The organism is Streptomyces pluripotens (genome assembly GCF_000802245.2).
Classification (GTDB): Bacteria; Actinomycetota; Actinomycetes; order Streptomycetales; family Streptomycetaceae; genus Streptomyces; species Streptomyces pluripotens.
Map to the genome: position 1 here is coordinate 5,429,901 of NZ_CP021080.1, position 13,767 is coordinate 5,443,667.

The following is a 13,767-nucleotide window of genomic DNA, read 5'->3' on the forward strand; positions in this document are numbered from 1 at the left end:
GCGGGCCACGGCGGCGGTCTGCGGAAGCGGCGTCAGCCGTCGTCGCGTGTCCCACGGCGGCGCATGCCGAGGAACACCGCGCCACCACCGACGACCACCAGGGTGGCCGCGACGCCCGCGATCAGGCCGGTATTGGAGCTGACACCGGTCTCGGCGAGGTCCGAGTCCCCGGCCGCCGGGGAGGGCGCGTTGCTCGACGTACCCGCCGCTGCGGAACGGGACTTTGAGGCCGACGGCGTCGGGGCTGCGGACCCGGTCGGGGACGGCGACTTGGAGGCCGTCGGCGGGGTTGTGGACTCCTCGGACGTGCAGGCGGAGGACGGGGTCGTCAGGCCACCGTCGATGTCCTGGTCCACGGAGCCGTCCGCCTTGATGTGGATGCGGTAGGTGGAGTTGGGCTTCCAGTCCTCCGGGAAGGTGACCGAAACGCCCTCGGCTGAACCCTTGACCTGCTGTTCGCCCACTTGCGTCTCGACACCGCTGTCACCCTTCAGGAAGACGGTGACCGTGGCCTCAGTACCGGAGGCGTCGGTGTCGGTAACGACTATGTCGCCCTTACCACCGTCGCACGTGGCTTCGGCCTTGAAGTCGCTGATGGCGCACGCGAGCGCGGAGCTCGACAGCCCCAGTACCGCCGCGGCCGAGGCGGCGGCAACTCCCAGGGCATGCGCGGAACGGCGAACGCTACGGCGAGTCATGGACACGTTTGTCCTTTGCGGATTGCTAACTGCGGGGGGTGAGGGGGAGTTGGGGCGACACCAGAGGTGAGGCACCATCACCCCCAGGAGGCTCAAAGGTTTATAAGCGCTCCGTGAGTAGTGTCAATGCATATGCCGTCAACGGCTGTTGACTTTACTCTCTCGTTAACCGCAGAGACGTTTGACCGTGTCCATGACCCGCCAGATCCGACCGGCGAGGGCGGTGCGATCCGACGCGCAGTGGTCCGGACCCCTCCGGTAGGGCAGTCCGGGCGAGCGGGATCAGCTCCCGACGGCGGCCGGGTCCATCCACATCACTTCCCAGGTGTGTCCGTCGAGGTCGTCGAAGGCTCGGCCGTACATGAAGCCCTGGTCCTGGGGCTCGCCGCTCGCCGTGCCACCCGCCGCGATCGCCTTGTCGGCCAACTCATCGACCTTCTCCCGGCTTTCGGCACTCAGGCAGACCAGCACCTCGCTGGTCTTGGTCGCGTCGGAGATCTCCTTCTTGGTGAAGGTCGCGTAGAACGGCTTGGTGAGCAGCATCGCGACGATGGTGTCACTGATCACCACGGCAGCCGCCTTCTCGTCGGTGAACCGCGGGTTGATGGTGTAACCGAGTGCCGTGAAGAACTTCTTCGACGCGTCCAGGTCGTCCACGGGCAGGTTGACGAAGATCATCTGCTGGTACATGAGGGCTTCTCCCGTCGGGGTTCCGTCGTGTGCGGAGCTACGCGGTTGATCGCGTTCGTCAGGTAGACCGGCGGTCCGCGCAGAACTCATCGGCGATCGGAGAAGTTTTTTCGCGCCGGTTCGTTCAGCGGGTCAGGGGCAGGGTCGCCAGCGCGGCGACCACCAGGGTGAGTGGGCCGAACACGGCCAGCAGGGCGGTCACGCGGAGGGCGGCGGCACCGCGCAGCATCATGGCCGGCGCGCCGAGGCGGAGCAGCGCGGCGGTGGTGTCGGCACGGCACTGGCGGGCCTCGACGGCCGCGGTCAGCAGGGTCGCGACCGTGCAGCCGGCGACGACGAGCGCGCCGAGCGTGGCCAGCGGGCCGGAAGAGGGGGCCGAGGGCTCGTGGAAGGCGGTCACGGCGTAGGCGGCAGAGGCCACCGCACAGACCACGCCGAGCGGTCGGCCGATCCGGACGGCCTCGGCCATGAGGACCCGGCCGGCCAGCAGCCGGAGCGCACCCGGCCGGACGGACTGGAGGACCTGGCCGCACAAGCGAGTGAGACCGGGGGCGGCGAGGACGAGACCGGCGGTGGTGAGCAGCCAGCCGACGAGTACGGCGACGGCCCCACCGGAGAGGGCGCTGAGGGACGGGGCGGGGGGAGGCGTCGTGCGGCCGGCGTACGCGTGTACGGCAAGGCCGGCCGCGAGCAGGGCGATGCCCCAGGGAAGGCCGACCGGAGGCGGCGAGGCACTTTGCCCCTCTTCGGCCACGTCCTCGGTCAAGCCGGTGCCCTGGGCGGAGGACTCGGGCACGGGGGCGGTGTCCGCCACAGAGATCTCGGGGCCGGCCGCGGCATCCGGTACGGCGGGCGCACGGTTCGCGCCCGCCCGTGCTGGACGGACGGCTGACTTCAGGCGCGCCCCGAACCTCCCGTACGCGCCGAATGTCTCCCGGGTCGCCGACTGGCCGTACGCCCCGAAGCGGCCGTACCTGCGGGTGCCCGGGGAGGCAGGTCGTGGGTCGCGGGGGCACAGGGCCAGTGCCACTGTGGTCGAGGCGACCGCCGGGACCAGTCCCAGCAGGGTCAGGGCGGCGGGGACGGGCAGGGGCTGCGCCGTTGCCAGGAAGTCCCCCGCTCCGCCATCGAACGGCAGAGCCGTCAGATCGCCGCGCAGATGGAGAAAGGCAAGGAGGGCCAGCGTCGAGCCGAGGGTGCAGGACAGGGCTGTGGTCAGGGCCGAGACGGCCATAAGGCGGGCCGGACCGAGGCCGACGGCGGAGAGCCCGGGGCGCGGCTGGGTGGCCGGGTCGGTGCGGGCGACCGCGAGGGCGAAGTACACCGTGGCGGCGAGCGGTACGCCGCACCAGGCCAGGCGCAGTGCGGCGGCACCCGCCGCCTCGGGCCGGTTCAGTGCGTAGCCGAGGCAGGACAAGAGCAGGAAACTGGTGCCGGCGGAGGCCAGTGTGACCAGCAGTCGGCGCAGCTGGACGGCGGGCCGGGCGACGCGGGTCAGACGGAGAGCGAGCACGCGGCCCGGCCTTCCGGGTCGGGGACGTCCGGCAGGTGCACGGTATGCACGCGTCGGCCGTCCAACAGGGTCACCGTCCGGTCGGCGAGGGCGGCCGTCCCGGGATCGTGCGTGGCGAGCACCACGGTGATGCCGTGTGACCGGGCGGCCGTGGTGAGCGTCCGCAGGACGTGGGTGCGGTCGGCGTGGTGCAGCGGGGCCGTCGGCTCGTCGGCGAACAGGACCGTGGGACCGGGGGCGAGCGCACGGGCGATGGCTACGCGCTGACGTTCGGCGTGCTGCAGCTCGTGCGGACGTTTGCGGGACCTGTCGCCGACGTCCAGGCGCTCCAGCCACTCCAGTGCGGCCGCTTTGGCCCGGCGGCGGCTGGTACCGCGCAGCATCAGCGGCAGCGCCGCGTTCTCCCAGACGTTCAGCTCGGGGACCAGGACCGGCTCGGGGTCGATCCAGCCGAAGCGGTCCCGGCGCAGCCGTTCCCGGGCGATCGGCCCCAGGGTGTGCACGGGCGCGCTGTTGAACCAGACCTCACCGCGTCGCACCGGTACCAGACCGGACAGACAGCGCAACAGGGTCGTCTTGCCGCTGCCGCGCGGGCCACCGACGGCGAGGATCTCGCCCTCCCGCACGCCGAGCGAGACCCCGGCGAGTCCGGGCGAGCCGTCGGGGTGCCGAAAGTACAGGGAGCGTGCCCAGAGCACGTCGTTGTCCGGCGGGGCCTCCATGGGCGTACACCTCGGTTCTGATCCGTTTTCCCGTGCTTGTTCCCCCGTCCGGGGGAACGAAGGCATGGGCCGATCGGTCACTGGCACGCTAGGCATGTCCCGGACGGGAGCCAGGAACCACACGGCCCCGGGCCGCCGTTCTCACTCGAACGGAGGGCACCGGGGCCGGGGTTGATCAGCTGATCGGACGAGTCGGGCTCAGAGCTTGGTCCACGCCTCGGTCAGCGTCGCGCGCAGGATCTGCTCGATCTCGTCGAAGGTCTCCTGGTTGGAGATCAGCGGCGGGGCGAGCTGGACGACCGGGTCGCCGCGGTCGTCGGCCCGGCAGTACAGGCCGTTGTCGAACAGCGCCTTGGAGAGGAAGCCGTACAGGACGCGCTCGGTCTCCTCCTCGTTGAACGACTCCTTGGTGTTCTTGTCCTTCACCAGTTCGATGCCGTAGAAGAAGCCGTTGCCCCGGACGTCGCCGACGATGGGCAGGTCGTGCAGCTTCTGCAGGGTCGACAGGAAGGCCGACTCGTTGTCCAGGACGTGCTGGTTGAGGTTCTCGCGCTCGAACAGGTCCAGGTTGGCCAGACCCACGGCCGCCGACACCGGGTGGCCGCCGAAGGTGTAGCCGTGCAGGAAGGTGTTGTCGCCCTTGTAGAACGGCTCGGCGAGGCGGTCGGAGACGATGCAGGCGCCGATCGGGGAGTAGCCCGAGGTCATGCCCTTGGCGCAGGTGATCATGTCCGGGACGTAGCCGAACTTGTCGCAGGCGAACATCGTGCCCAGGCGGCCGAAGGCGCAGATGACCTCGTCCGACACGAGCAGCACGTCGTACTGGTCGCAGATCTCGCGCACGCGCTGGAAGTAGCCGGGCGGGGGTGGGAAGCAGCCGCCGGCGTTCTGCACGGGCTCCAGGAAGACCGCGGCGACGGTGTCCGGCCCCTCGAAGAGGATCTGCTGCTCTATCTGGTCGGCGGCCCAGCGACCGAAGGCCTCCGGGTCGTCACCGAAGATCGGCGCGCGGTAGATGTTGGTGTTCGGGACCTTGTGCGCGCCCGGGACGAGCGGCTCGAAGGGAGCCTTGAGCCCCGGCAGGCCGGTGATGGACAGGGCGCCCTGCGGGGTGCCGTGATAGGCGACCGCCCGGGAGATGACCTTGTGCTTGGTGGGCTTGCCGGTCAGCTTGAAGTACTGCTTGGCGAGCTTCCATGCGGTTTCGACGGCCTCGCCGCCACCGGTGGTGAAGAAGACCTTGTTCAGGTCGCCCGGCGCGTGGTCGGCCAGCCGCTCGGCCAGCTCGACGGCCTTGGGATGGGCGTAGGACCACACCGGGAAGAAGGCCAGCTCCTGGGCCTGCTTGAACGCCGTCTCGGCCAGTTCCGTGCGGCCGTGACCGGCCTGGACCACGAACAGACCCGCGAGACCGTCCAGGTAGCGCTTTCCCTTGTCGTCGTAGATGTAGGTGCCCTCACCCCGGACGATGGTCGGGACGGGGGAGTTCTCGTACGAGGACATGCGGGTGAAGTGCATCCACAGGTGGTCGTACGCGGTGCGGCTGAGGTCCTTGCTGCTCACGGTTATCGGGTCCTCACGGTTATCGGGTTCCCCACATGTAGGTCTGCTTCTTGAGCTTGAGATAGACGAAGCTCTCGGTGGAGCGCACTCCGGGCAGGGCCCGGATGCGTTTGTTGATGACGTCCAGCAGGTGGTCGTCGTCCTCGCAGACGATCTCGGCGAGGATGTCGAACGAGCCCGCGGTCATCACCACGTACTCGACTTCCGACATGTCAGTGAGCGCGTCCGCGATCGATTCGACATCGCCTTCGACGTTGATCCCGACCATCGCCTGCCGGCGGAAGCCCACGGTGAGCGGGTCCGTGACGGCGACGATCTGCATCACGCCCTGGTCCAGCAGCTTCTGCACGCGCTGGCGCACGGCAGCCTCGGAGAGGCCGACGGCCTTGCCGATCGCGGCGTACGGCCGCCGGCCGTCCTCCTGGAGCTGCTGGATGATGGCGAGGGAGACGGCGTCCAACTGGGGGGTGCCGTTCCTGGACTCGCGGGAGGAGTCCCTCTGGTCTGCGCTTCGACTGGCCACGACCTCACTGTGCACGACGTCTCGACAGTTTCGCAAGGCCGAATCAATGAAATCCGTTGTTTATGAGACCGTGTCTTGCGGATTTCGCAGGGGTGGTGGCGATGGGGGTGTTGAAAACGTGGGCCTGCCGACTAGGGTGGGGTGTCTCAGCGTGTGGACAGCCGGACTCAACGACACCGGCTGGACAGGCTGGACAGCTCGAACCCTCGAACCTGATCAGGAGGCCGGCAGTGAGCACCGAGCTGCGTCGTCTGCGTAACTACATCGACGGTGAGTTCCGGGACGCCGCCGACGGACGGACCACTGAGGTGGTCAACCCCGCGACGGGCGAGGCGTACGCGACCGCGCCGTTGTCCGGACAGCCGGACGTGGACGCCGCCATGGCGGCCGCCGCCGCGGCCTTCCCGGCCTGGCGCGACACCACCCCCGCCGAGCGCCAGAAGGCCCTGCTGAAGATCGCGGACGCGTTCGAGGAGCGCGCCGAGGAACTGGTCGCGGCCGAGGTGGAGAACACGGGCAAGCCGATCGGGCTCACCCGCTCCGAGGAGGTCCCGCCGATGGTCGACCAGATCCGCTTCTTCGCGGGCGCGGCGCGGATGCTGGAGGGCCGTTCGGCCGGCGAGTACATGGAGGGGATGACGTCGATCATCCGCCGTGAGCCGGTCGGCGTGTGCGCGCAGGTCGCCCCGTGGAACTACCCGATGATGATGGCGGTGTGGAAGTTCGCGCCGGCGATCGCGGCGGGCAACACGGTCGTGCTGAAGCCCTCGGACACCACCCCCGCCTCCACCGTCCTGATCGCCGACATCATCGGCTCGATCCTCCCCAAGGGCGTCTTCAACGTCATCTGCGGCGACCGCGACACCGGCCGCCTGATGGTCGAGCACCCGACCCCGGCGATGGCCTCCATCACCGGCTCTGTGCGTGCCGGCATGTCTGTTGCCGAGTCCGCCTCCAAGGACCTCAAGCGCGTCCACCTGGAGCTGGGCGGCAAGGCCCCGGTCGTCGTCTTCGAGGACACCGACATCGCCAAGGCCGTCGAGGACATCTCCGTGGCGGGCTTCTTCAACGCCGGCCAGGACTGCACGGCCGCCACCCGTGTGCTGGTGCAGGAGTCGATCCACGACGAGTTCGTCGCGGCGCTGGCCAAGGCCGCCGCCGAGACGAAGACCGGCCAGCCGGACGACGAGGACGTGCTCTTCGGCCCGCTCAACAACCCGAACCAGCTCAAGCAGGTATCCGGCTTCATCGACCGCCTCCCGGCACACGCCAAGGTGGAGGCCGGCGGCCAGCAGGTCGGCGACAAGGGCTACTTCTACGCCCCGACGGTCGTCTCCGGTCTGAAGCAGGACGACGAGATCATCCAGAAGGAGGTCTTCGGCCCCGTCATCACCGTCCAGTCCTTCACCGACGAGGAGCAGGCCGTCGAGTGGGCCAACGGTGTCGAGTACGCCCTCGCGTCCTCGGTGTGGACCAAGGACCACGCCCGCGCGATGCGCATGTCCAGGAAGCTCGACTTCGGCTGCGTGTGGATCAACACCCACATCCCGCTGGTCGCCGAGATGCCCCACGGCGGCTTCAAGAAGTCCGGCTATGGCAAGGACCTGTCGGCGTACGGGTTCGAGGACTACACGCGGATCAAGCACGTCATGACCTCGCTGGACGCATAGGCCCTCGGTGAGCCGGCCGGCAGGCTTTCCTGCGCTCCGGCCGTAACGACAGCGGGCGCGGCCCCCGGACGGGACACCTCCCCATCCGGGGGCCGCTCTGTCACCGAACACCTTCCGGCGCTGATCGACAAGGTGTCGGGCAGACCCGGGCATGCTCGACGCAGCGTCGATTGTCTGCTTGAGGGCCGGGACGGCATGCTGCCCGCGTGTCCCACACTCCTTCGCGTACGTCCGCGCTGTCCCGCCGCTCCCTCCTGGCCGCGCTGGGTGGCACCGCCGCGCTCGGTGCCCTGGCCGGCTGCGGGGTGCCCGCCGCCTACATCGCGCCCGGCGACCGGTCCGTGACCGATGAGTCCACGGCCGACCGGAAACTGACCTGGGCGAACTGGCCGTTGTACATCGACACCGACGACGACAACCCCAATAAGAGGCCCACACTGGAGGCCTTCGAAAAGCACACGGGGATCTCCGTGGACTACGTCGAGGAGATCAACGACAACGACGAGTTCTTCGGCAAGATCTCACCCGCGCTGATGAACCATCAGCCGACCGGCCGCGACCTGATCGTCATCAGCGACTGGATGTGCGCCCGGTTCGTACGCCTTGGCTGGGTGCAGGAGATGGACCGTGCGCACCAGCCCAACGTGGCCAAGTACCTCGACCCGTTGCTCCGCTCGCCGGCCTTCGACCCGGGCCGCATATCCACCGTTCCGTGGCAGTCGGGCATCACCGGAATCGCGTACAACCGCAAGAGGCTCGGTCGCGAGATACACAACGTGTCGGACCTGTGGGCGAAGGACCTCAAGGGGCGGGTGACGCTCCTGTCGGGTCTGGACGAGGCTTTCGCGCTGCTGATGCAGGGCAACGGAGTGGACATCACCAAGTGGACCGCCGACGACTTCCACCTGATCTGCGAGCAGGTGGAGCGGGAGGTCCGTCGGGGCCAGATCCGCCGCTTCACCGGAAACGACTACACCAAGGACCTGGTCAGCGGGGACGTGCTGGCTTGCCAGGCGTACTCCGGGGACGTCATCCAACTCCAGGCGGACAACCCCGACATCCGGTTCGTCATCCCCGAGGAGGGAGCCGAGCTGTGGTCGGACTCCCTGATGATCCCCGACCGGGCCCGTCACAAGACCAACGCCGAGCGCTTGATCGACTACTACTACGACCCCGAGGTCGCCGCCGAACTCGCCACCTGGGTCAACTACGTCTGCCCCGTCCCCGCGGCCCGAGAGGTACTGGGCGCCGCCAAGGACAAGGAGACCGCGGCCCTGGCCGACAACCCCCTCATCTTCCCGGACTCCGCGATGCGCAGGCGTCTTGCCATCGCCCGGGACATCACCTCTTCGGAACGGGTGGGGTTCGCGAAGCGGTGGAACAGGATCGTGGGTCTCTGAGCCGGCCGGCGGGGCAGTGCGCGTCGCGCCACCTCGGCAGGCGAGCGACCAGCCTCACCCCCCTGAGGGTCTGTCATTTTTGAACACGTTCAATTCGAGGCGTAGGGTCGTGCCATGAGCGACAGAGCCGCCCTGCTCAAGGGCATCCGCGTGTGGCTGGTCTTCTTCGTCGTGTGCCTAGTAGTGCTTGGTCAGGTCGGTGCGGCCGTGGGTATGTCGCGGTGGCAGGTGGGGCAGGCGCCGGTCCAGGTGGCGAGGAGTGTCTGCAGCTCGCGGACGACTTGGTAGAGGCTCCGGCCGGCGCCGCGTCTTTTGGGGCTCTGGCCAGTCGTTGCAGGGTGCAGAAGGCGTGGGCGGCAGAGACGAGGGTGACGTGGTGGTGCCAGCCGCCCCAGGTCCGGCCCTCGAAGTGGGCCAGCCCCAGAGCCTGCTTCATCTCGCGGTAGTCGTGCTCGATGCGCCAGCGGAGCTTGGCCAGGCGGACCAGGGTGGTCAGCGGGGTGTCGGCGGGCAGGTCGGACAGCCAGAACTGGACCGGCTCGCTCTCGCGCGCGGGCCACTCGGCCAGCAGCCAGCACTCGGGCAGTTCCGGGCCCTCGGTGGCCTGGCGGATCTGACGCCCGGCGGGCCGGATCCGCAAGGCCACGAACCGGGAGTACATCCGCTTGAAGCCGGAGCGGCCGGTGCCGGGCCGGGAGCCTTCCCGCCATTGGACCGGCCGTGCGGCCTTCCGGCCCGCCGCGATGACCAGCTCTTTCACCGAACGCGGAGGCTCGGGGTACTTCGGCACCGGTGGCCGTCCGGTCCCGGAGTACGGCTCGGCCACCGGAACCGCGTCGGCGGGTTGGGCCGACAGGGTGGTGGAGATGCCCACCACGTAGCGCATGCCCCGTGCGTTCAGGCCGAGACGGAAGGCCGCGGCGTCGCCGTATCCGGCATCTGCGATGGCCAGCGGCACATCGATCCCCCAGGAACGAGTCTCATCGGCCATGTCCAGGGCGAGCTGCCACTTTTCCACGTGCCCGGCATCCTCCGGGATGCCGCAAGTGACACGACGGGCGATCTTGCCCGGGTCAGCTTCCGGCGAGGCGGGGTCCCAGGTCCGGGGCAGGAACAACCGCCAGTTGACCGCTGCCGAGGCATGATCGGAGGCCAGGTGCAGCGAGACGCCCACCTGGCAGTTGGTGACCTTGCCCGCGGTGCCGGTGTACTGCCGCGACACACACGCCGAGGCAGTGCCGTCCTTCAAGAAGCCGGTGTCGTCGAAGACCAGCGCGGTCGGGCGGATCGCCGTCTCCATCCTCCAGGCCAGGCTGGCCCGGATGTGGGCCGGATCCCACGGGCTGGCGGTGATGAAGTGGGCCAGAGCCTGCCGGTTCCCGTCCTCCCCGAGGCGAGCGGCCATCGGCTCGACCGACTTGCGCTTGCCGTCGGTCAGCAGTCCCCGCAGGTAGACCTGCCCCCACCGGCGCTGGTCCTTGCGCGCGAACGGCTCGAACACCTCCGCAGCAAACGCCTCCAACTCATCACGCACCGCAGCCATTTCGTCCGGAGTCACACACCCTCAACGCGACACACAACCCGAAGGGCACGCACCACCAAAGACGACCTGACCAAGCACTACTAGTCCTCAGTGGGGCCACCGCCTTCCCACTCGTCCACGAACTACGGTGGACCGAGAGCGCGTTGCGTGCCCTGTCCGTTCCCGACCAGCTGCCCGGGCTCGCCGCCTGGATCTCCCGGGTGCGGGAAGGGCTCGACACCGTCGACGCCGACTACCCCTTCATCCTGTACGGCACGGACTGGCTGGCGTTCGCCCATCTCGTCATCGCGGTTGCCTTCTACGGTCCGTACCGCGACCCCGTGCGCAACATCTGGGTGGTCGAGTTCGGGATGATTGCCTGTGCCGGGATCGTCCCGCTCGCCCTCATCTGCGGTCCCGTCCGGGGAATCCCCTTCTGGTGGAGCCTGATCGACATGTCCTTCGGCATCTTCGGAATCGTCCCGCTGTATGTCGTACGGAAGAAGATCAAGCAGTTGGAGGCACTCGGCGCACCGCGGGCGGTTCCGGCCTCCGTCGGGTGACAGCGGGACGGTCCGCAGGGAGGCAGGGTGCACCGATGCCCGAAGGGGCGCGGGGGCGCCCCGAAGCGGTGCAAGGAAGGGACGTGCGAGAAGGGCGCCGTACCGGCCTCCGGCGGAGCGCGCCGTGCCTACCGCGAGCGCAGAGTGTGCAGCACGTCGACCCGGTTGGTCGTGATCGAGTCGACGCCCAGGTCCAGCAGGCGGCGCAGGGAGCGGCGAGTGTCCGGGGTCCACACCGACAGCAGCCGGCCGTCCCGGTGGACGCGGGCCACCAGGTCCCGGTCGACCAGGGAGAAGCGGTAGTTGATCCAACGGGGGCGGAGCGCTTCGAGCAGCGCGGGCCGAGGCGGGGCCAGGGTCGTCCAGGTGAGGGCGATCTCGGCGGCCGGGTCGGCGGCGCGCACTGCGAGCATCTCCTCGGCTCCCGCGCTGTAGTACACCCGGTCGCCGGCTCCGCTGTGCCGGACGACGTCCAGGACCCGGTCCGCGATCCGGCGGTCGACCCGCCCGCACAGATCCACCATCACCCGGCTGTCCCGGGTCGCCGCCAGCGCCTCCGCCAGAGTCGGCACACTGCCTGCCGTGAGCCCGCGCACCTCCTCGGCGGACAGCGAGAACAGGGGGCGGTCGTGCCCCCACAGCCGCTGGAGGGTCTCGTCGTGCAGCAGTACGGGGACACCGTCACGGGTGAGCCGTACGTCCACTTCGACGGCGTCCGCGCCCTGGTCGAGCGCGGAACGCAGTGATTCGATCGTGTTCTCGCGGAAGTGGTAGGGGGCGCCGCGGTGAGCCACGGCGGTCACGGTCTGCATGGCCCCATTGTCGCCGCTCCCCGGTGTGGTCAACGTTCCGCCGCCTCGCGGTGTCAGGGGAGGTTCTCTCAGGGAGCGAGCCAGGCGGTGGTGTACGTGTCGATCTCCGCGGCGATCCTCGCCTTGTCCCCGGCATCCAGGAAGGACGCCTCGACGGCGTTCTTGGCGAGGCCGGCCAGACCGCGTTCGTCCAGACCGAGGAGACGGGCGGCCACCGCGTACTCGTTGTTGAGGTCGGTGCCGAACATCGGCGGGTCGTCGGAGTTGATGGTGACCAGCACTCCGGCCCGGGTGAACTCCCTGATCGGGTGCTCGTCCAGGGTGTGGACCGCGCGGGTGGCGATGTTGGACGTCGGGCAGACCTCCAGCGGGATGCGCTGCTCGGCGAGATGGGCGAGCAGGTCAGGGTCCTGCGCGGAGCTGGTGCCGTGCCCGATGCGCTCGGCGCGCAGTTCGTGCAGGGCGTCCCACACCGTTTCCGGGCCGGTCGTCTCGCCGGCGTGCGGGACGGAGTGCAGACCGGCGGCGATGGCCCGGTCGAAATACGGCTTGAACTGTGGCCGGGGCACGCCGATCTCGGGTCCGCCGAGCCCGAACGACACCAGGCCCTCCGGGCGGATTCGGTCGTCCGTGGCGAGCCTCGCGGTTTCCTCGGCGGACTCCAGTCCGGCCTCACCGGGGATGTCGAAGCACCAGCGCAACATGGTTCCGAATTCGACCTCGGCCGCCTTCCGGGCATCCTCGATCGCGTCCATGAAGCCTCGCTCGTCGATGCCGCGCCGGGTGGAGGAGAAGGGCGTGATGGTCAGCTCGGCGTACCGGACCTGCTGCCGGGCCAGGTCGCGGGCCACCTCGTAGGTGAGCAGCCGGACGTCCTCGGGGGTGCGGATGAGGTCGACGACCGACAGGTACACCTCGATGAAGTGCGCGAAGTCGGTGAAGGTGAAGTATTCGGCCAGGGCCTCGGGATCGGTGGGGACACTGGAATCGGGGTGGCGGGCGGAGAGCTCCGAAACGATGCGCGGGGAGGCGGAGCCGACGTGGTGGACGTGCAGTTCGGCCTTGGGCAGCCCGGCGATGAAGGACCGCAGATCACGGTCAGCCGTGCGTGCGGCGGGTGCGGTGCTGCTGTCGGTCATGGGGTCCTCCCCGGTGTGGGCGCCATCGGAGCGAGGCATCGCCCAGGCGCGGTGATCGGCTGATCGGCGAAGCGGGATCATCGTAGGCCCCGGCCGTACCGCCAGACCTGCCCGTAGCATGGCGGGACGTCCAGCAGAGGGGTCTTTGAGCATGTCCGACGAGGTGCCGCAGTCCATACCGCCGGAGCAGACCGCGGGGGAACGGCCCACTACGGCGGCTCCGGTCTCGCTGGGCAAACCGGCGGCGGAGCCGGTGGCCCGGACCGGTGCCGCGCGGGTGCCGCAGCACGGCTCGGCGGTTGAGCACTCCGGGACGGAACCGCGAGAGACCACGCGGAACGCGGACACGCACCGCTGGGCATCGCCGACGACAGGGCAGGGAACCGGGGATGGGAACACGCTGTTCACCGGTACGGCCCGGAACCCGGCAGCCGGTCAGGGATCCGGAGAAGAGGTCGGGGAGGGGGTACCCCAGGGCTCGGCTCGGATCCAGGACCCGCCGGAGCCGGACCCGGGCGTGGCCCCAGCCCCGAGCCGTGGTGCGGTTCACGACCAGCAGACGCAGCTCTCAGCGCCGGGGGCCCCGGACGGTTCCGTCGGCGCTGCCCCCGGGACGCGGGCCACACCGGCCGAGGCCTTCACGCCGACTCCCGCTGGCCCGTTCGCGCCCCCAGGAGCCGCTCCTGCGGTGAACCCGGATCTCCGGCCGGCGCCCCCCACGAGTTCCTTCACCCCACCGGCCCCGCCGGCGGTGCCCGCCAACCCCTTCGCTCCACCGGGCCCGCCCGTCACCACCAACCGCTTCGCTCACCCGATGCCCCCGGCCGCGCACCACGGTGGGTCGGCCCCCGTGCCTCCGCCGCCCATCGCTCCGGACGGACCGGGACAGGTGCCGTACGGCTATCCGGGCGGTCCGTCGGCGCACGCCCACCCGGGTCCGCAGTACCCGTCG

9 protein-coding genes and 3 pseudogenes are annotated in these 13,767 nt (G+C 69.6%); 3 read left to right on the forward strand and 9 right to left on the reverse strand.

The genetic code is table 11. The annotated features are described in order from the left end of the window. Positions 1-32 precede the first annotated feature (32 nt). The 6 genes from LK06_RS24550 to LK06_RS24575 form a co-directional block, all read right to left on the reverse strand. Entirely contained in the window at positions 33-698 is a 666-nt protein-coding gene (locus LK06_RS24550; protein ID WP_052270217.1) for an LAETG motif-containing sortase-dependent surface protein, read from the reverse strand. 282 nt (positions 699-980) lie between these two features. Beyond that, a complete protein-coding gene (locus tag LK06_RS24555) occupies positions 981-1,388 on the reverse strand; it encodes a VOC family protein (protein ID WP_039656433.1) in 408 nt (135 codons plus the stop codon). A 124-nt stretch (positions 1,389-1,512) separates the two neighbouring features. Next, positions 1,513-2,901 carry a hypothetical protein gene (locus LK06_RS24560; RefSeq protein WP_039656431.1) on the reverse strand — a complete coding sequence of 463 codons (1,389 nt, stop codon included), beginning with the start codon at positions 2,899-2,901 and terminating at the stop codon, positions 1,513-1,515. Then, a complete protein-coding gene (locus tag LK06_RS24565; RefSeq protein ID WP_039656430.1) occupies positions 2,883-3,623 on the reverse strand; it encodes an ABC transporter ATP-binding protein in 741 nt (246 codons plus the stop codon). The genes LK06_RS24560 and LK06_RS24565 overlap by 19 nt, the downstream gene beginning before the upstream one ends. 198 nt (positions 3,624-3,821) lie before the next feature. Further along, positions 3,822-5,186, reverse strand: a complete 1,365-nt coding sequence (locus LK06_RS24570; protein ID WP_039656428.1) for an aspartate aminotransferase family protein — start codon at positions 5,184-5,186, stop codon at positions 3,822-3,824. A 19-nt stretch (positions 5,187-5,205) separates the two neighbouring features. After that, entirely contained in the window at positions 5,206-5,724 is a 519-nt protein-coding gene (locus tag LK06_RS24575) for an Lrp/AsnC family transcriptional regulator (RefSeq protein ID WP_039656427.1), read from the reverse strand. A gap of 215 nt (positions 5,725-5,939) precedes the next feature. On the opposite strand from LK06_RS24575, the gene LK06_RS24580 reads away from it, so the two are divergent. Next, positions 5,940-7,379: a gamma-aminobutyraldehyde dehydrogenase gene (locus LK06_RS24580; RefSeq protein WP_039656425.1), complete on the forward strand. Its 1,440-nt coding sequence runs from the start codon at positions 5,940-5,942 to the stop codon at positions 7,377-7,379. 206 nt (positions 7,380-7,585) lie between these two features. Next, positions 7,586-8,779, forward strand: a complete 1,194-nt coding sequence (locus tag LK06_RS24585; protein ID WP_039656423.1) for an ABC transporter substrate-binding protein — start codon at positions 7,586-7,588, stop codon at positions 8,777-8,779. 262 nt (positions 8,780-9,041) lie between these two features. Here the strand turns inward: LK06_RS24585 and LK06_RS24590 are convergent. Beyond that, positions 9,042-10,322: pseudogene (locus LK06_RS24590) on the reverse strand (IS701 family transposase); the annotation flags it as partial. Positions 10,323-10,402: 80 nt separating this feature from the next. Here LK06_RS24590 and LK06_RS24595 point away from each other — a divergent pair. Next, positions 10,403-10,864 (forward strand): annotated as a pseudogene (locus LK06_RS24595) (hypothetical protein); the annotation flags it as partial. 128 nt (positions 10,865-10,992) lie between these two features. On the opposite strand, the gene LK06_RS24600 reads toward LK06_RS24595, so the two are convergent. Both LK06_RS24600 and LK06_RS24605 read right to left on the reverse strand, forming a co-directional pair. Further along, positions 10,993-11,676 (reverse strand): glycerophosphodiester phosphodiesterase, encoded by a 684-nt coding sequence (locus LK06_RS24600; protein ID WP_039656420.1) that lies wholly within the window; start codon positions 11,674-11,676, stop codon positions 10,993-10,995. 68 nt (positions 11,677-11,744) lie between these two features. Beyond that, positions 11,745-12,903, reverse strand: a pseudogene (locus tag LK06_RS24605) (adenosine deaminase); the annotation flags it as partial. Positions 12,904-13,767 lie beyond the last annotated feature (864 nt).

Coding starts and splice junctions, on each gene's coding strand:
- LK06_RS24550 (WP_052270217.1), bottom strand. CDS start 698: ATGACTCGCCGTAGCGTTCGCCGTTCCGCGCATGCCCTGGGAGTTGCC.
- LK06_RS24555 (WP_039656433.1), bottom strand. CDS start 1,388: ATGTACCAGCAGATGATCTTCGTCAACCTGCCCGTGGACGACCTGGAC.
- LK06_RS24565 (WP_039656430.1), bottom strand. CDS start 3,623: ATGGAGGCCCCGCCGGACAACGACGTGCTCTGGGCACGCTCCCTGTAC.
- LK06_RS24600 (WP_039656420.1), bottom strand. CDS start 11,676: ATGCAGACCGTGACCGCCGTGGCTCACCGCGGCGCCCCCTACCACTTC.